This is a genomic window from Streptomyces sp. NPDC028308 (assembly GCF_055565855.1).
Genome location: NZ_JBVHTO010000008.1, coordinates 35665 through 53779, shown reverse-complemented (window position 1 = coordinate 53779; position 18115 = coordinate 35665). Strand labels below are relative to the sequence as shown.

Annotated in this window: 14 protein-coding genes; 8 read left to right on the top strand and 6 right to left on the bottom strand. The window is 70.6% G+C overall.

The features are described from left to right. Positions 1-62: 62 nt before the first annotated feature. The 3 genes from ACZ4VA_RS19185 to ACZ4VA_RS19175 all read left to right on the top strand — a co-directional run bounded on the left by ACZ4VA_RS19185 (position 63) and on the right by ACZ4VA_RS19175 (position 4468). Positions 63-1658: a VWA domain-containing protein gene (locus ACZ4VA_RS19185; RefSeq protein WP_468082166.1), complete on the top strand. Its 1596-nt coding sequence runs from the start codon at positions 63-65 to the stop codon at positions 1656-1658. A 72-nt stretch (positions 1659-1730) separates the two neighbouring features. After that, complete coding sequence (locus tag ACZ4VA_RS19180; RefSeq protein ID WP_468082164.1) at positions 1731-3689, top strand: protein kinase domain-containing protein; 1959 nt, start codon at positions 1731-1733, stop codon at positions 3687-3689. Positions 3690-4006: 317 nt separating this feature from the next. After that, complete coding sequence (locus ACZ4VA_RS19175; RefSeq protein WP_356174883.1) at positions 4007-4468, top strand: hypothetical protein; 462 nt, start codon at positions 4007-4009, stop codon at positions 4466-4468. A 125-nt stretch (positions 4469-4593) separates the two neighbouring features. Here ACZ4VA_RS19175 and ACZ4VA_RS19170 read toward each other — a convergent pair whose 3' ends face one another. The 3 genes from ACZ4VA_RS19170 to ACZ4VA_RS19160 are packed head-to-tail and all read right to left on the bottom strand — an operon-like array spanning position 4594 to position 9328. Continuing rightward, a complete protein-coding gene (locus ACZ4VA_RS19170; RefSeq protein ID WP_468082161.1) occupies positions 4594-5952 on the bottom strand; it encodes an MFS transporter in 1359 nt (452 codons plus the stop codon). Further along, the gene (locus tag ACZ4VA_RS19165) at positions 5949-7958 is read right to left on the bottom strand and encodes a PEP/pyruvate-binding domain-containing protein (protein WP_468082159.1); all 2010 of its coding nucleotides are present in this window, start codon (positions 7956-7958) and stop codon (positions 5949-5951) included. Before ACZ4VA_RS19165 ends, ACZ4VA_RS19170 begins: the two co-directional genes overlap by 4 nt. Next, entirely contained in the window at positions 7955-9328 is a 1374-nt protein-coding gene (locus ACZ4VA_RS19160) for an ATP-grasp domain-containing protein (RefSeq protein ID WP_468082157.1), read from the bottom strand. Before ACZ4VA_RS19160 ends, ACZ4VA_RS19165 begins: the two co-directional genes overlap by 4 nt. A gap of 620 nt (positions 9329-9948) precedes the next feature. Here ACZ4VA_RS19160 and ACZ4VA_RS19155 point away from each other — a divergent pair. Then, the gene (locus ACZ4VA_RS19155; protein WP_468082155.1) at positions 9949-11040 is read left to right on the top strand and encodes a PAS domain-containing protein; all 1092 of its coding nucleotides are present in this window, start codon (positions 9949-9951) and stop codon (positions 11038-11040) included. Positions 11041-11298: 258 nt separating this feature from the next. Here ACZ4VA_RS19155 and ACZ4VA_RS19150 read toward each other — a convergent pair whose 3' ends face one another. After that, a complete protein-coding gene (locus tag ACZ4VA_RS19150) occupies positions 11299-11667 on the bottom strand; it encodes a hypothetical protein (protein WP_356174871.1) in 369 nt (122 codons plus the stop codon). Positions 11668-12082: 415 nt separating this feature from the next. On the opposite strand from ACZ4VA_RS19150, the gene ACZ4VA_RS19145 reads away from it, so the two are divergent. Both ACZ4VA_RS19145 and ACZ4VA_RS19140 read left to right on the top strand, forming a co-directional pair. Continuing rightward, positions 12083-13024, top strand: coding sequence for an ADP-ribosylglycohydrolase family protein (locus ACZ4VA_RS19145; protein ID WP_468082153.1), 942 nt, complete (start codon positions 12083-12085; stop codon positions 13022-13024). Between the two features lie 35 nt (positions 13025-13059). Further along, a complete protein-coding gene (locus ACZ4VA_RS19140; RefSeq protein WP_468082151.1) occupies positions 13060-13482 on the top strand; it encodes a hypothetical protein in 423 nt (140 codons plus the stop codon). Positions 13483-13542: 60 nt separating this feature from the next. On the opposite strand, the gene ACZ4VA_RS19135 is transcribed toward ACZ4VA_RS19140, so the two are convergent. After that, entirely contained in the window at positions 13543-14106 is a 564-nt protein-coding gene (locus tag ACZ4VA_RS19135; protein WP_468082149.1) for an AAA family ATPase, read from the bottom strand. Positions 14107-15166: 1060 nt separating this feature from the next. On the opposite strand from ACZ4VA_RS19135, the gene ACZ4VA_RS19130 reads away from it, so the two are divergent. Together ACZ4VA_RS19130 and ACZ4VA_RS19125 are read left to right on the top strand one after the other, a co-directional pair. Further along, positions 15167-15733 carry a dihydrofolate reductase family protein gene (locus ACZ4VA_RS19130; protein ID WP_468082348.1) on the top strand — a complete coding sequence of 189 codons (567 nt, stop codon included), beginning with the start codon at positions 15167-15169 and terminating at the stop codon, positions 15731-15733. 357 nt (positions 15734-16090) lie between these two features. After that, complete coding sequence (locus ACZ4VA_RS19125; protein ID WP_356174866.1) at positions 16091-16672, top strand: hypothetical protein; 582 nt, start codon at positions 16091-16093, stop codon at positions 16670-16672. A gap of 321 nt (positions 16673-16993) precedes the next feature. On the opposite strand, the gene ACZ4VA_RS19120 is transcribed toward ACZ4VA_RS19125, so the two are convergent. Further along, positions 16994-18112 (bottom strand): fatty acid desaturase family protein, encoded by a 1119-nt coding sequence (locus ACZ4VA_RS19120; protein WP_468082147.1) that lies wholly within the window; start codon positions 18110-18112, stop codon positions 16994-16996. Positions 18113-18115 lie beyond the last annotated feature (3 nt).

Below are 18115 nucleotides of genomic sequence, written 5' to 3'. Positions count from 1 at the left end.
CACCAGGTCCCGGCCTCCGCCGGGACCTCCCATCCGTACGCACGTCCCAGGGGGGACTCCTCATGCACACCATCAGGGAGACAGCGCGCCACGTCCTGCTGCTCGCCGCGGCCGGCGCCCTGGCCGTCTCCGGCGCGGCACCCGCCGCGGCCGACGGCAAGCCGTTGCCCCGCGACGGCATCTACCGCGCGCTCAAGGTCGACGACGTGCCCGCGGCGTACGTCGTCCTCGTCGACACCTCCAGCTCCATGCAGGACGAGGGACCGGACGGGAAGCCGCTCTACGGGACCGTGAAGAAGCGCCTTGCAGCGTTCCTCAAGACCCTCACCCCGGCAGACGAGGTGGCGGTCGTCACCTTCGGGCGCGCCACCAGCGTCGTTCACCCCATGTCCCCGGCCGACCGGACGGACGACATCGTCGGCAAGAAACTCCCGCGCGAGGCCAAGGAACTGGCCAGCGACCACGGGGCTGCCTTGGACGTCGCGGCCGACCAGCTCGACCGCAGCGCGGCGCCAGTGGGCGCGGTGCTGATGCTCACCGACGGTGCGGTCAACGCGCCCGGCAGCCCGTACGCCCGGCTCGGCGCACCAGCCTGGAAGCAGCTCAGACAGCGCTACACCGCGCTGAGCAGCACCCACGACGTGGTCGGCTACGGCCTGCCGCTCGCCGAGGGCACCCAGGTGTCCGAAGTCCTCGGCAGTGCCTTTGGCGCGCCGCGCATCCTGCCCGTCGACCCCGCGGCGCTAGGCTCCCAGCTCAACGACGCCAAGGAGCGGGTACGCGCGGAGAAGGCGCAGAGCCTGCTCCGTGCCGACCAGGGCGAGCGGGTCACCGTCTCCGTGAAGGGCCAAGGGGTCGACATGGGGGGCGCGGGCGCCGCGGTGCTGTCCGCCGGTGATCGCACGGGCCCGCGCTCCCGGACGGTGCGGGTCACCCTCACCTCGCACGCGCGCCACGTCCCGTTGCGGGTGGCGCTCCGCACGGAGGCCGCTCCCGGCGACGCGGCGGTGCACGCCGACGGCCCCGCAGACCCGGTGACGCTCGCACCCGGGCGCAGCAGGACTGTCGACCTGCGGCTCACCTGGGCCCAAGAGCCCGAATTCAGCGTGCTGCCGGGTACCCGCGACTTCCGAGCCGGGGTGCGGATCCGGGCCGAGGTCTCCTCGCCGTGGACGCGGACCGTACGCGGCTCGGTGGGGTACGCCAAGTTCTCCACCGGCCGACCCACAGTCACCGACGTCGACGTGGTGGGCACGGTCCCGGGCCGCACCCCCGGGTGGCTGTACCCGCTGGTGCTGCTCGTCGCCCTGCTGGGATCGGCGGCAGCCTGGCGGACGTACAAGCGGCGCAACCCGGGGCTGTCCGGCGTACTCGTGGTGACGGACCTGAGGTCGGGTGAACGGCAGACCGTCGTGCTGCGCGGCCGGGAGGTCAGCCAGGACACCGACGCTGGAAACGTCCGGGCGCGGATCTCCGTGCGCGGCCGCCACGAAGGGGGACGGCTCGTGCTCGCGCTGCACTGCGTCCGCGAGGCGCCGCGACCGGGTGACGAGCGGCTGCGCGACGACGGTACCTGCGAGCTCGGCAAGTCGACCGTGCTGTGCGGGATCGGCTTCTCCCACGAAACGGAGGACCAGGCGTCGGTCGTCCTGCAGTGACCCCCTGTGCCCCCGCTCCGTGCCACCCGTCGCCGCCCGCAAGTGCCGCCCCCCCCCGGGAGAGGAACCGTCATGGTGAAGCCGTTGGACCCGGCCGTCGATCCTCCGGAGGCCGCAGGGTTCCGCCTGCTGGGCAAGCTGGGGACGGGCGGGTTCGGCACGGTCTACCTAGGCCGCCCGGTCGGGGAGGGTCGCGGTCTCGAAACCCTCGGTGCCGTCAAACTCCTCAAACCGGAGTTCGCGGAGGACACCCAGCACCTCCAGCGCTTCCATCAGGAGAGCAAGGCCCTCGACCGGTGCCGTGGTGCCCGCATTCCCGAACTGCTCGTCTTCGACTTCGGCAGCGGACGCCGGCCCACCCTCGCCACCCGCTTCATCCCCGGTCTGTCGCTGTACCAGATCATCGCCTCGCACGGCGGCGCCCTGCCCCGCGACACCGCCCACGCGGTCGCGGCCGAACTGATCGCCATCCTCAACACGGCGCACGGCAAGGGCCTGTTGCACCGTGACCTGCATCCCGGCAACGTCCTGCTCACCCCCGACGGGCCCTGGATCATCGACTTCGGGCTGACTCGCATCCGCGGCCAGCGGGTGACGGTCTCCCTGGACACGGTGATCGGACATCCCCACTTCTGCGCACCCGAGCAGGTCCTCGGCCTGTCGCGGACGACCGCCGCGACCGACGTCTTCGGCATTGGCGGGATCGTCCTGCACGCACTCACCGGGCATCCGCCCTACACAGGGGAGAGCGACGCCCGGGCGATGCTGATGCGACGGGTCTCCGGGGCCGCGCCCGACCTGTCCCGGCTGCCCGACGACCCCACAGGCCGGATCGTCCGGGCCTGCCTCGCAGAGGACCCGGCGGACCGCCCGACCCTCGACGAGGTGGCGGACTGCTTCGGGGAGCCGGGCACGCTGCGGCTCCCGGAGGGGGTGAACCGCACCCTCGCGGACCACCGCTCCGAACTCAGCCGGTTCCTCGGCGAGGCGGGCAACGCGGCGGACCTCACGGTCCCGTTCCGGCCGGGCCGCAGGAGCTGGCGCGTGGACGTGGGGGAGTGGCCGCACCGGGCGGCGGCCACCGAGCACGGACACGTGGTGGTGGCGGACGGCGACGGCGTGCGCTGGCTGGACGCGGCGACCGGCGAACAGGACGACCTGCTGGGGGAGTTCACCGCCCCCGTGGACCTGCACGCCGAGGGGTCCTTGCTGCTCGTCTGCGACGCGGGGGGCCGCCTGGAGTCGTGGGACACCCGGAACCGCGCCCCGTGGTGGTCCGTTCCCGCCGGCGGTCTCTCCGGCATCAAGGTGCTGCTGCGGGGGCAGAGTGTGTTCCTCGGCGACGCGAACGGCTGCCTGCACCATTTCGACGCGGTCACCCGGCGCGTCTGGTGGCGCACCGGTCCGCTCACCGGCGCGGAGGAAGGCCCTGTCGAGCCGGTGGCCGCCGACGGCCGGCAGGTGTATCTCTCAGCCGCGGGGGGCCGTGAGCTCCTCGCCGTCGACGACGAGGACGGCGGCATCCGATGGAAGCGGCCCGTACGACTGCCGGCCGCCCTGTTGGCCGCGCCGCTCGCGCTGAACGACGCACTGGTCGTCGCCGACGCGGTCGGCGGTCTGCGCCGCCTGGCCGCCGGCGACGGCTCCACGCGGTGGGAGACGGACCTCGGTGCCCCGGTCGTGACCCCGCCCGTCCGCCTCGGCGACAGGGTGGTCGTCGGCGACACCGCGGGCATGGTCCACTGCGTCGCCGCACGCACCGGTGAGGTCCTCTGGCGCATCGAGCACGCCGAGGGGGAGGAGTTGTTCGCGCTGTGCACCGACGGGTCGGTCATCTACGCCGGCGGGTGGAACGGGCGCCTCCAGCTGATCGACGGTACGGACGGTGCGTCCCTGCAGAGCTTCGACCTCGGCGGTCAGATCCTCGCGGTGACGTACGCACCCGGGAGCCGTACCGTCTACGCCGCCGCCTCGCACGGAGCGCTGCACGCGGTGCCGACCGCCGCGGGCGTGGAAGGGCCCGGCCTCTGACGTTCTCTGGGGCAGCGGGCGCTCTCCGTCGCTCCGGGCCGGCCCGCCGGCGCTTTTCTTCATGCGTGCGGGCAGAGGAGACCGCCGTGAAGGTTGCACTCGTCCAGAATCGGCCGGATAACCTGTCATGTCCGCAGCAATTGAAGGGTGACGGTGATATGGCCTTGAACAGTTCGGTCCGTACGCGCCTTGCGCTGGGTGCAGTCCTGGTGTCGACGCTGCTCGGCGCCCCGCCGGCTGTGGCCGCCCCCGGGGCCGTGAGCGCGGACACGGGCACAGCTCCCAGTGCACCCTCCGGCGAACGCAGTTGCCCTGTCGTGTACTTCGATCTGGGGGAGACCCTGGTGCACACCGCCGACGACGGCGGCACCACCTACCTGAGCGGTGCCGCCTCGTATCTGCGGACACTGCGGGAACACCGCATCAGAGTCGGCCTGATCACCAACGTGCCGCCCTCCTGGGGTACGACCGACGCCGAGCGTGCCGCCCGGCTGAAGGTGGAGGTCGACGCGGCGTGGCGGGGCCCGGTGCCGTTCGCCTGGGAGGATTTCGGCGACCGGATCCGCACGCCGCGCACCGAGGCCGAACGCAAGCCCTCTCCGGTCCTGTGGCAGCGCGCGAAGGCCGACTCGGGTCAGTGCCGGGTCGTCTACCAGGCCGAGACGGACCAGGAGCTCACCGTCGCCGCCTCGCTGGGCTTCGTCGCGTACCAGGTCGGCCGCCCCCACCGGCCCGCGTTCCTGCCGGCCGGCCTGGTCGAACTCCTCGGCCGACGGTGACGCTGAGCGCAGCCCGCGCGTGACCTGCGTCCTACGGCTCTCTTCCGCCCGCGGTGCGTACGGCGTCGGGCTGGCCCCGGCGCCGGGGCCAGCGCTCAGGCCGTGACCCACGATGCCCGTCCGGTTCAGCCGCGAAGCCGGCCGACGGCACCTGTGTCGCCGCCGTCCTCCGTGTCCGCGACATCGGTACGCCCGGCCCCGGTGCCGTCGGCCACCGTCTGCTCCCCGCGCCGGTCCCGCGCGATCACCCCGCTGTGCAGGAGCAGTTGGAAGACGCCGAGCAGCGCGGCCGTCGCGAGCGCGCTGTGCCACAACAGGGCGTCCAGGCGTCCGGCCGACAGGTACGCGCCCGCGGCGATCGCGGCCAGTGCGCACACCGCGCGGTCCACGATGCTCTCCACCGACAGCAGCGTGGCCCGCGGGGCGTGCGCGGGCACCGCGTCGTTGACCAGTTTGCGCTGGACGGGGAACGCGAAACCGGTAGCGGCGGCGAACAGGCAGAGCAGCCCGACCACAGCCCACGGCCCGCCCAGCGTCATCGCCGCCAGGGTTCCCGCGAGCGCGAGACTGAGGACGGACACCCAGGCGACCGGCGGCAACCGGCGACTCAACCACTGGGGACGGGCCGAGGCCACCGCTTCCGCCACCGTCATCGCGGCCAGCACCCCACCGTGCGAGGACTCGGCGATGCCGTGGTCCAGCAGGATCGGCTGGAAGAGGTTGACCTGGCAGATCCGGGACAGCGTGAACACCGCCACGCCCTGCACCATCACCAGGGCCAGCCACCGCGAGGAGGCGACACAGCGCAGCGCGGTACCGGCGTCCCGCAGGAAGGCCCCGGCCCGCCGTCCCCCGTCGACACGGCCGCCCCCCTTCGCGAGCCGGGGCAACAGCACGGCGCAGACAAGGGAGCCCGCCGCGCTCGCCGCGCTGAGCACGTACGGCGCCGGGTGGGCGAGGGCCATCAGCGGCCCGACGAGCGGCCAAGCCACGACTTTCGCCGCCAGCCCCAGGGCCCGCGCGGTGCCCTCCGCCCGCAGATAATGCTCGTCGCACTTCTCCGCACGCAGCCCGTCGTACAGATAGGCGCTCGCCGCCCCCGATGTCAGCGACCGGCCGGCGGCGATGGCCAGGAAGTGCAGGAGGAAGCCGGTGTAGGAGGCGCTGACGACCGGAATCAGGTTCGCCGCCGTCATGACCACCGCTCCGGCCCGCAGGCAGTTGCGTGTGCCGATCCGGTCGGCGATCAGCCCGGTCGGGATCTCGAGCAGGCAGAACGCCACGTAGTAGATGCTCTGGATGCCGAAGATCTGACCGTCCGAGAGGCCGGCCGCCTTCTGGTAGGCGTAGAACACCGGCATCCACCACAGCAGGTTGAACAGCAGCTGGAAGCCGTAGTTGAGCCGGATGATCCGGCGGGCGGTGTCCGTCGGGCCCGCGTCCGCCCCCGTGCCGAAGTGCGGCCGGCCAGGACGCGTCCTCACAGCGCGTAGGGGCGGATCTGGACCAGCCGGAAGTTGCCCTGCTCGGTCATCAGCCACTCGATGTCGAGCGGCTTGTCCACGTCTGCGCCGCTGAAGTGGGACTGCAGGAGCCGTCCGGTCAGGGACAGGTCGGCGAGCCGGGCGCGGGTGGCTGCGGACAGCGGCTCGCCCCAAGAGCCCAGGGCGACGGTACGGCCGCCGCCCTCCACCGTGTTGTACAGGTACTGCTGGGGCAGGACCGAGCCTTCGACCACCTGCTCGGGGGAGCCGGGGGAGCAGTTGAGGTAGACGTTGCGGAAGTCCTCGCGGCGGGTCGGATTGCAGGTCACCAGGACACCCCCCAGGACGGCCGGCGCGTACTCCTGGATGATCACGCCCATGTAGGTGTCGTCAAGGGAGATGCCGACCTGGTGGCGCAGCCGCACGCTGCGCGGCGAGACCAGGGAGGCCCACACCTGGCGTAGGGCGTCGAGGAGTTGGCCGGTGCCTTGGACGGTGGTGACGGAATCGTAGACACCCGCTGCGGAGAATCCCGGAAGGTCCTCGGCGTTGGAGGAGGAGCGCACCACCAGGCGTCCGCGCGAGACCGCCGTGGCGGGGAAGGCATGGTCGATCTGCCGGGTGACCGCCTCGGGAACAGGCGTGTGCCGGATCAGGTGCTGCAGGTGCAGGCAGAGCGAGTCCAGGACGTCGGTGGCGTCGAGCTCGAGCGCCAGCTTGAGTTTGCCGATGGCCTGCTGGAGGACGGGAGAGGAGGCGAGGAAACGCTGCTGGAGCGCGAAGGGAACGGCGACCCCCTCCGGGGCGCTGACCGCGCCGGCCACGAAGTCGGCTGCCCTGGCGCGTAGTTGTTCGGCCGAGGGCCTACTCACCCCGAGACGGGCCGCGAGGTGCCCGTAGAGGTCCTCGCGCGGCGGCCGGGGGCGTCCGTAGAAGGACGTCAGGTCCGCCGTACGGCTGTCGAGCACATGGTGCAGCTCGCCGAGGTTGGCCGCCTTGGTGCCGTAGCGGTCGCGGTCGGCGCTACGCAGCCGGTGCAGGGACAGCACAGGGGCGTCCTCGAGCAACGGCGGTTCGAGGCGGATGCGCTGCTGGTGCCAGGCCGGGGCCCGCAGGTCGGGTTCGTGATCCAGTGGCTGCAGGGATATCACGTCCTCGCCGACCCGGTAGCGCACCCACGCGCCGTCAAGGCCGCCCTTCTCGACGAGCTGTTCCAGGTCGCGCACGATCGCATTGGGGATGCCCCAGCCGGAGGCAAGGACGTTGGTGTGCGAAAGCGGCGTGATCGGCGCGGTGTTGACGAAACCGGCGACCCGCGGCACGTCGTCGGGCAGGCACGGCATTGCCACGATGTCCGACCAGCCCAGCCCCGCCTCCGCCGCCGCGTACTCCTGGTGCGTTCGGAAGAACCGCAGTCGCCCAGTGGCCTCGCCCGGGTTCAGCGGCGTCCGCTCCCGGGACCCGAACAGCTCATGACTCAGGATGCGCGGCACACGCTGTTCGCTGATCGCCGACAGCTCCTCTTCCTGCCCGTGGTTGGCGGGCTTGAGCAGCAGAGGCAGCCTGCTGTCGACCCGCGCACGGACGAACTCATAGAAGAATGTGAGCAGTTCGCCGTGCATGGTGTCGGCCTCGGTCGTCTCCAGGACGAGGAACAGCCGTTCGCGGCCCTCCGGGTCCTGCTCACTGTGCAGGGACAGCACGCCGAGCAGGAAACGCCGCCCGGGGTCGGTGTAGACGGAGGCGTTGAACGCGTCCAGATCCTCGTCCAGCGCGGCGAGGTCCATCCCCAGCACCCGGGTGGCGACGTAGTTGACGTGGAAGGGGTGCGCGCCGGTGTCGAGCACGTGCCAGGTGTCCTCCTCGCGGTCGACGACGACCTTGAGATAAGGATGACCGGCCAGAACCCCCGACAGTGTCCGGAAGAGCGGCAGGGAGAGGTTTTCGCCGACGACCGTGCGGTCCGTGGCCGGCTCGGCGGCACCGGTGACCAGCGGGGCGCTCATGCCTGGACCTCCTCGCGCCACGCGGCGGGCAGCACCCGGGGCAAGGCGCTCACCAGGGTCTCGAAGTCCCGGAGCACCGTCCGCGGGTCGGCGGCGAACAACAGACACAGGGCGGCCATGGTGTTGGCGCCCGCGGCCGGGTCGTAGACCGGTACGACGCTGCCGTCGGCCAGTGAACTCTCCGCCACCACCGACAGTTCGCTTCCTGGACTCAGCGGCACCTTCGAGGCGACCACGGGAAAGTCCCACACCCGGCGGTCCTGCCAGGCCTCGCCCCGCTCGTCGACCGCGAGGACGACCAGGGAACCCGCCGCACCGCGCGCCTGCGCGGGCGTCAGAGCCTGCTCGGGCCACACGACCGGCCGCCCCAGGAGCTGATCGACGAGCATGCCGACCAGGTCCAGTCCGAAGACCTCCTCGATCTGCGGCACCGTCATCGCACCTCCGAACCGGGCGGCCGTCTCGATCAGCCACATGCTGCCGTCCGGGCCGAGCTTGATCTCGGTGTGTGTCCCGCAGTCGCGCAGGCCCAGCGCGTCGACGGCGCGACGGGCCAGGGCCACGACCCGGTCCTGAGCGTCGGCGGAGAGCAGGGAGGGGGTGATGCCGGCGCGCTCGGTGAACGGCTCTACGGTGGGCATCCGGCCACTGAGGCAGACGGGGTGGAAGACTCCGCCCGCCACGACACCCTCGACACTGAGGTAGTCGCCCCAGCCGGGCTCCTCGAACCAGTCCAAGGCCGTACCGCTGACGATTTCCTCCACCACGAAGTCGGCATTGGCTTCGGCGACATGAAGCTCCGCGTATCCCAGCCGGGCCGACTCCGCCATGACTTCACGAGAGCGGGCCCAGGCGGCGGACGCCTCACCGGGGGAGCGAATGATCTGGCACGCGGTGGACCCCGCGCTCCAAGCCGCCTTGAGCAGCAGCGGGCAGGACAGGGAGTCCACCGCCGCCTTCAGGTCCGCCTCCGTGGCGACCGCGCGGAACGCGGGCTGCGGCAGGCCGTACTGCTCCCAGGTGCTGCGCATCAGCCGCTTGTCGCGCGCGAGTTCGGCGGCACGGCCCGCCCCCGCCAGTCCGAGTTCCTCGCAGGCCGCGGCGACGGCGACGACCGCATACTCGGAGAACGTGAGCACCGCGTCCGCGCCCACCTCCCCGGCCCGCGCGACGATCAAGGACACCAGGTCGGAGCACTCCGTGTCGCCGGGCGTCACCACCGAGGCGCACAGTCCGGCGGCGGCACCCGCCACGGCAGGCGGAAGAGCGCTGAGCGCCAGCAGGTGCACGTCCGCCTTCGCAGCCGTCCGCGACAGGACATGACCGAGCGGCGGACCGCCCTTGGCATGCACCAACAGCACCGTGCTCACAGAAACCGTCTCCATTCACTCACTCGGTACGGACCCTTGCCGGCACCGCAACTGCGGTGACGGGCCCGGAGGGACATCGCGTGCGGTGACCGCCGGAAGCGTGTTTCCACCCGCACACTCAAGGGGACCAGGCGGCACCCGCCTCCAACCGCGCACAGGGCTCCCGCGGTTCAGGCAAATGCCTGAGTCGCACACCGTGCCGGGCCACCCGCACGATCTGCGCGTACGTGCGAGTCATGCGAAGCCGCCCCCGGCCTCCGCACCCTGCCGCGAACCGCCCTCGCACCCACCCGTGGCACAGCCCCTCGGCCCACCGTCCACTTTCGGCACTTCGGCCGGGAACCGAGGTTGTGCCGGGCGGGGCGGGATATCCAACGTCAGGTGACTGCGCGTCAGCCAGTCGTATACGGACGGAGACCGCTGTGGACGATCCCAGCCCCAGGACACTGCTCGCGCACCTCTCCGTGGTCCGGAGGGAAGCCGAAGAGCCGCAACAGTCACGGGAACGGAGATACGACGCCTTCACCGGCCCGGACACCGCACAGCGCCCTCCGACCCGGACGCGCACAGAACCCCCAACTCCCAGGCACCAGCCCGACGGCGGCCGACAACAGACTCAGGTGGACAGCCGTACTCCCGACGTCATCCAGCACCATGCCGAGCACCGCGCCCGCACTCACGCGGCAGAACCCGGCACCCCCGCCGCGGTGTCCCGCGGCTACGCAGCCTTCGCGGACCTCGTGGACCTCGCCCCGGCCGCCGCCTTCATCAGGGACCGCCACGGACGCTACCTGTGGGCCAATCACGCCTACGCGCACCTCTATGGCACCGTCCCCCGGCAACTGGTCGGCAAATACATCGAAGACTTCGACACTCCTGCCGAGGCCGACCGCTTTCGCGCCCTCGACCAGCAGATCCTCGCCCGGGGCATGCCGGTGCGCCACACCCTGCGCTACCGGCGCCCGGACGGCAGCACGGGCCGGGCGTTCGGCCACCGCTTCCCCGTACGGGAGTACGCCCGCACCTGCATCGCAGGGATCTACGTGGACATCACCGACCACCTGCGCGCCACCGCCCAGCGCCAGGAGGCCGAGGAGAGCCTCAGCGCCCTGCGCGACCACAGCGGACTGCCCTGCGCCCTGCTGTCGGCAAACGGACGCGTGATCGAGGCAAGCGCGGCAGCCGCGGAACTCCTGCAAATCGGCCTGCCCGACCTGCTCGGCCGCCGCGCCCAGACCCTGCTCGCCCCGGAGCCCGCCTCCGATTTGGACCTACTGCACCGCCGGTGGAACAGCCTGATAGCCCGTCGTACCCGGCGCGTGGAGACAACCACCCTGCTTATCGACTCCCGAGGACTGCAATGCCGTGCGGAGGTCCACCTGACGACAATCGGCCATTCCGCCGGCCGGGCCCGCCACGTCTGGGCTGTGGTCACCCGCCAGAGCCTCGCCCACGAGGCTCACCCCCCGCTCACCGCCGCGCAGATCCGCATCCTGTCCCTCCTGGCCCAGGGCAGCAGCAACAGCGACATCGCCACTTCGCTGCGACTGTCCCGGCAGACGCTCGACTACCACCTCAGCCGCCTGCGGCAACTCCTGGGTGCCGGCACCCGCCCCGCCCTCGTAGCCCGCGCCTACGTCCTGGGCATCCTCGCCCCCCAGGCATGGCCCCCACGCTCCGCCACGGCACCCCACCCACTCAGCCCTGCCTGACCTTCACCGCCTGCCGGACCGGCAGGCGCCGTGCGGGGGTGCTGGTGACGCACACCGAATTCCAATAGGTGCACCTGGGGCGAGTTCCGGCTCGGGCACGGCGTGCTGCTCATCGCAACGTTCGCGTGGACGGCCGGCCTGGGGCACGAGGTTCTCGGCACAGCTTGATGATCAGGCCCGCGGACAGGGCCCGCGCTGGGCACCCCGCGCACGGGCGTTGGTCAGGGCGATTCGGCGGACGGGATGAGAAGTTCGCGATCAGCAGTCCAGCAGCTTCGGGCTCGGCATGACCCAAAGAGCGAAGAGCAGATGCGTCAGCATCATGATCCCCACGAATCCTCCGGCACCGCCCAGCCACACAGGCACCAGCGGCGCCATGGTCAGTACACAGGCCCACGCCCGGAACGCGCCCGTGTTCCCGTGCCGTTTGCACAGCCCCAGGAGCAGGAGCAGGAACAGCGCGATCGCGCCCTGCAACAGCAGCAGTCCGGAGAGGTCGCTGAGTTGTGTGCCAAAACCCTGCTCGAAGGGCAGACCGGAGGCCGGGGCCACGGCACAGGCGATGACGTATCCGGCACCGAGGACCGGGAGGTAGCGCGCCAGGCACGCCACGTACCACTCACCCACCAGCCAGTTCCTTTCCGACGCTCCCTACGACAAACATCCGCGGTGTCCCACTCGTAGTAGGGCTTGTCGCCCCAGAACGGCGCCGAGTCGAGCATGGTGTCGTAGGCCATTGGATCCTGGGCCACCACGCGGGCTGCTGCCCGCGACGCTACTGGATGATCTCACGGGGGTGCCGCTCGGGTTCTAGCCGCACCCGCATTCAGACGCTCTTGAGCGATAGCCCTGAACCTGGCCCCATACCAGGCAGTTGCCCCGACGCACCAAGGATCTTGGCCTGCCAGGTACTCGGTACGCTGGTTGAGGGGCCCACGGCCGGTGTTCGTGAGGAAGCGCGTGCCTGGGACCTCGGGCGGCGCTCGGCTCGGCCGTGCAAAGCCTGTACCGCCACGGCGCCGGAATTGGCAGGATGGCGGCGATGACCAGTGAACCCACCTCCTTCAACCCGTCCGTCTTGCGCTCCTTCCACGCCGACTTCCTTTCCCTCGATCACCGTTCGGTCGCTCGTGACGCTCTGCACGGGCTGGCGGTGGGCGACGCCTTCGGTGCCCAGTTCTTCGTACCCGACAATCTCGTGTATCTGCGGGAGAGGCGATTGCCGCCGGCCGAATGGCCGTGGACGGACGACACGGAGATGGCCTGTTCGGTCTTCGACGTCCTGCGCAGCCGCGGAGCCGTCGACCAGTACGACCTGGCGCACGGCTTCGCCCGCAGGCACGACTTCGACCGGGGCTACGGTCCGGCGATGAACAGGCTGCTGCGCCTTGTCCGTGAGGGCGGGCGGTGGGCGGAGCTGGCCGGGGGGCTGTTCGACGGCCAGGGGTCGTGGGGCAACGGGGCCGCGATGCGCGTCGCACCCCTGGGTGCCTGGTTCGCCGTGGACCTCGGTGAAGCGGCTGCGCAGGCTGGGCGGTCGGCGCGGGTGACACACACCCATCCGGAGGCGGTGGCCGGGGCGGTTGCGGTCGCGGTGGCCACCGCCTGCGCCGCACGCGGACGCGTACAGCCGCTGACCGGAGCCCAGTTGCTCGCCGCGGTGGAGGAACTGACCCCGCCCGGGCAGGTTCGCTCGGGCGTGGCCGAAGCACGCCGGCTGCTGGACCAGCCGCACGCCGCATACGCGGCGCACCGGTTGGGCAACGGGCGCCAGGTGAGCGCCGTGGACACCGTGCCGTTCGCCCTGTGGTGTGCGGCCCGGCACCTCGAGGACTTCGAGGAGGCGCAGTGGGCGTGCGCATCGGCTGGTGGGGACGTGGACACCACCTGCGCGATCGTCGGCGGCATCGTCGCCTCGCGGGTCGGCACGGCGGGTATCCCCGCCACCTGGCGGCCGCATGCGAAGCACTGCCCGACTGGGTAAGGGAAGACGTCCTCGGCGAGGACCTCGGCCGCGCCATGCTCCGCCGCGAGATGACACCGCTGCACCGCCCCGAACATATTCCGGTACCTGACCTGGAGTTCAGCCCCGGGCAGTGGCAGAGGGTCCGGCACGGCATCCGGGCGCACAGCATGGACGAGAAGTGGAACGCGTACCTGGAGGGCGACCAGCTGGTCCTGCACCGCAGCTGGACCGGACGCGGGATCTACCGGCTGACCGTGGCCGAGGGGCCGGCCGGCCGGTGGCGGCCGGTGGCCGCGCAGGTTGAAGCGGACCCGGAGCGCTACCGCCGCCGCAGCGGGGAGACGGAGAGCGCCTTCCTGGAAGTCTTCCTGCGCAGCTGGTACATGGATGACACCCGGCCCGAACTGTGGCTGCGCTACCAGGAGTTGCGGCGAGCGGAATCCACGCCCGGCCCTGCCGCCGCCGAACGTGCGTAGTGCTGCTGCTCCGCCGAAGTCCGTGGTGGCTGCCGGGGTGAGTCTGGATGCCTCGGGAAGTCACATGAACGAGAAGTGCGCTGCGGCGTCGGCGGGCGTGGTGCCGTGACCGCTTCCGGGGACGTCGTGGACGGCGTGTGCTCCCTCGGCGCGCAGTTGGTCCGCCCCTGCGTGGCGGGCCATGGCTGCTTCATAGGCGCGGATGTCTTCGGCGGTGATGTCAGTACGGTTTCGTCCGACGTGCTGCCGGTGGAGGGCGTGGAGGTCCGGGGTGAAACGCAGCATGGTGACCGGGGCGTTGAAACGTCTGGCGAGGGCGATGAGGCGGGCACGTGCCGGCGGGGTGACGTTGGTGGACTCGGCGACTGCTGTCTGTCCGGCGGCGAGCCGGGCGATGATCCTGTGGTCGCGTTCCTCGAAGATCCGGGCGTCTGCCGCGTCACAGTCCCCTTCTGCAGGTGAAGCGCCGAAGAACTCCGCGCGGATCTCGTCGCTGGAACCACGGCATCCTTGTCGATTTGCCGGCGTGCGAGCAGGGCCTGCACGAAGCTGGTCTTGCCCGAAGCCGGCGGGCCGACCAGGACCACGAGGCCCCTCGGCGCTCTTGTCGTTCTGCAGCCGCATGGTGCATGAGGCGTGAGGCAGATGTCGCCCGCGCAGTCCAGGGCCTCTTCCGCCGAGCCGGCAGGCCGCTGGGCAGGAGGCTGTCCCGGTAGTCCTCGTAGAGGGCGAAGCCCCAGGTGTGCAGCACACCGGTGAAACGCAAGCGGCACAGCGGCGCGCTGTCCCCGCTGGGCAGTTGGGCTGCCACGTAGGCGAATCCGGCGTGGAAGCGGACCGTGATGGCCTCCACGTGTGGCCATCACGTGCGGGCATGACGGTTCAGGTGCCGGCGTAGATGGTGCTGCATCGATTCCGGGCGGTTCTTCGGCACGGGTCCCATGGTGCCGGGCGCTGGACCGGTCCGCCATGATCGTTTGATGTGAAGCGTGGACAGCGGCCGGGGACGGCGGTTGCGGTGGTAGTGGAGGGGGAAGTCCGCGACCGGTTGTTGCGCTCCGTGGCCTCGGCGAAGGCCGGGGTACGAGCGGTGCTGGGGGTCGAAATCGTGCTGGTGGCTGCAGACCGGCTCGCCAACGGGGGCCAGCGAGGGGGGGTGAACGTACGCGAGAGCACGGTACGCAAGTGGCGCGGGCAGTTCGCGGCACGAGGTATGCAGGGCCTGCGCCTGTCCCGAGAAGCAGCGCGCTGCGTGACCTACCAGATGTCCAAGAACTCCCAGACGGCTTCCATGATGCGGTTCCTGCGGCGGTGTTCCTTGCTGCAGAAGCGCCGCCTTCGCCAGCGGTGCTCTGGTTGCTGCACCGGCTTGCCGCACCACCCGCACTGCCGCGTCTTGACCTCGGACTTCCCCATGCCGCCCCCAATAGCAACTGCCGTACGGGGTCCCGTCCGCCCACCTCCTGCAGCGACGGCCGGACCCCGCCTCTCCTCCCCTGGACATTCAGTGAAGCACCCCGACGACGAGAACGAACCGTTCCACCGGCTCGAGGCAGAAATGGCCGCCGACTCCGGGTGAGACAGCCGACCTCGACAAGGCGGGGTCGGCCGGCGTGGCCTGACCGATGAGTTTTACGCGCCGTGCGGGTCCACGCCGAATACCGACTCACGGGAGGCTGACGCCATACGGAAACTGACCTTCGCCATGAACATGAGCCTGGACGGCTACATCGCCGGACCTGGCGACGACCTCGGCTGGAGCGTGCCGAGCGACGAGCTGTTCCAGTGGTGGTCCGACCGGGTGGACGCGACGGGCCTGGCGCTGTACGGGCGCAGGCTGTGGGAGACGATGAGCTCCCACTGGCCCACCGCCGACAAGCAACCGGATGCCACACCGACGGCGATCGAAAACGCCCACCGCTGGCGGGTCATGCCGAAGGTGGTGTTCTCCTCCTCGGCGGCAAGCACGGCCGACTGGAAGACTCGTCTGGTCACCGGCGACGCGGTCGCCGAAATCGCCCGCCTCAAGGCCGAGGACGGTGGCCCGATGGACATCGGCGGTGCGACGCTCGCCGGTGCGGCCATGCGGGCCGGGCTGATCGACGAGTACGTGCTGGCCACCGCGCCTGTCCTTGTGGGAGGCGGCACGCCGTTCTTCACAGCCCTGGACAACCGGGTGAATCTGACTCTCGTGGAGACCCGGACGTTTCCCGACGGCGTCTTGCTGACGAGGTACGAGACCAAGAGGTGAGCGTCCCCAGGTCTCGCAGCCGACCCGGGAGATCGGGCACCTACCAGTGGCACGGCACCTCGCTAGTTGATCGTTTCCCTTGGATGACGCCGTCGACGGCCCCTTGCCTCCTGGAGCCGGCACGAGATCGGCGGGATCGTCGTCACGGACGCGTCATCCGGGGGGGGGCATGGGCATGGAGGGCGGTGCCGTCCCGGTCTCGGTGGCGGCCTTTCGTATGCGGACTGCTCCGGCCCTCTTACGGGGATTTGCATCCGTCTGGGTCAGTCGTGATGGCGGCGATCCCGGGCTCCAGTGAGGGTGGAGTGGTGCGCGACGCTCCCGTCGGCACGGTCCCCTGTCCCAAGGAGCAGTGTCATGTCCCATCGCAATACCCTCATCCGCAGCCTGCACGATGTGGGTCTGGCAGCCTGGTTCGGAGGCTCCCTCATGGGGGCGGTCGGTCTCAACGGGGCAGCGAAGGATCAGGGCGAGACGGCCCGGGAAAGGGCTCGGATCGCCTCGTCGGGGTGGGCGAAGTGGACGCCCGTCAATGCCGGGGCCATCGGCGTGCACCTGTTCGGCGGCGGCGGACTGCTTGCCGCGAACGCTCACCGGGTCGCCGCCCAGAAGGGCGTCGGGGCCTCCACCACGGCCAAGACCCTCGTCACCGTTGCGGCTCTGGCCGCGACCGCCTACGCCCGGGTCCTGGGCAAGAAGGTCGAGCTGGCCTCCTCTTCCGACCCGCAGGACGCCGAGCAGGCTGAACGGCATCCGATCGACCTCGACAGCGCCCAGCGGCAGCTGGCTGTGGCGCAGTGGGCGGTTCCGGCCCTGACCGGATGCCTGGTGGTGCTCAACGCCCTGCACGGTGAGCAGCAGCGTCTTGAGGAGCAGCTGCCCGGCATGTGGGAACGGGCACGCTCCGTTGCCGTTCCCTTCATCCCGCAGCACTCCTGAACGATCCGCTCGCGCCGGGGACTGGGCGCCGATCAACGCCTCGCACGCGGCAGCCCGTACCTTCCGCCCCGCCCGTCCGTCGGTGAAGCGAGTGCGTCTACCCAGCCGACTCCCGGCTCGACCGCCGCTGTCAGCGCACGGCAACGCTGCGCCGGGGCCGGGTGATGAGCTCCCGGCGCACGGCCAGCGGCGCAGCCGGACACTGAACGAACCGGATCGCGTGTAGTCGTATGGTCTGCCGTCGGTCGCCTGCCATCCGCAACGGATCTCCCGACCCCGGGGTGCGGCCGGTACTGCCACAAGATCTGCGCCCTTGTGGGATCAGGCCGCGACGAGTTTCTGCTCGCGATCCGGCGTCTCGACCTTGGGTTTGCTGTTCGGAAGTGAGAGCCGGAAGACCTTGTGCCAGGCGGAGAACACCTGCTTGGGCAGCGGCCCGGTGACGTACTCCAGCTCGTACTTCTCGAACAGCGCGCGCACCTTCACCGCGACCTCGGCGTACCGGTTGCTCGGCAGATCCGGGAACAGGTGGTGCTCGATCTGGTGCGACAGGTTTCCGGTCATGAAGTGCATGGCCTTGCTGCCGCTGATGTTCGCCGATCCCATCATCTGGCGCAGGTACCACTGGCCGCGCGTCTCGCCCTTGATCGACCGGCGCTCGAAGACCTGCACGCCCTCGGGGAAGTGCCCGCACATGATCACCGAGTGGGACCAGATGTTGCGGACCAGGTTCGCGGTGAAGGTGGCGGCGAGCGTGGGGAGGAACGACGGTCCCGACAGCAGCGGGTGGATCACGTAGTCCTTGAGCACCTGCTTGCGGATCTTGCGGCCCACGGCCTTGGCCCGTGCGCGGAACTCCGGGTTCTTACGGCGGCGCTTGTGCAGATTCTTGCCGAGCTCCAGGTCGTACGCTGCGATGCCGTACTCGAAGAAGCAGGCGTTGAGGAAGTTCCACAGCGGCTGGCCCAGGTGGAACGGGTGCCACTTCTGGTCCTCGTCGACGCGCACGATGCCGTAGCCGAGGTCGTTGTCCTTGCCGATCACGTTGGTGTACGTGTGGTGCAGCTCGTTGTGCGAGTGCTTCCACTGATCGGCCGGCGAGACGTGATCCCACTCCCAGGTGGTGGAGTGAATCTTCGGGTCCCGCATCCAGTCCCACTGGCCGTGCAGGATGTTGTGGCCGATCTCCATGTTGTCCATGATCTTCGCCACGGACAGCCCGGCGGTGCCGATCAGCCACGCGGGCGGGAACATCGAGAACAGCAGCACGCCCCTGCTGGCCAGCTCGAGCGTGCGCTGCGCGGCGATCACCTTACGGATGTAGGCGGCGTCCTTCTCGCCTCGGCTGGCGATCACCTCGTCGCGGATCGCGTCCAGCTCGCGGCCGAGCTCCTCGATCTGCTCTGCGGTCAGGTGGGCGGTGGGGTCGATGGCGGTCAAACT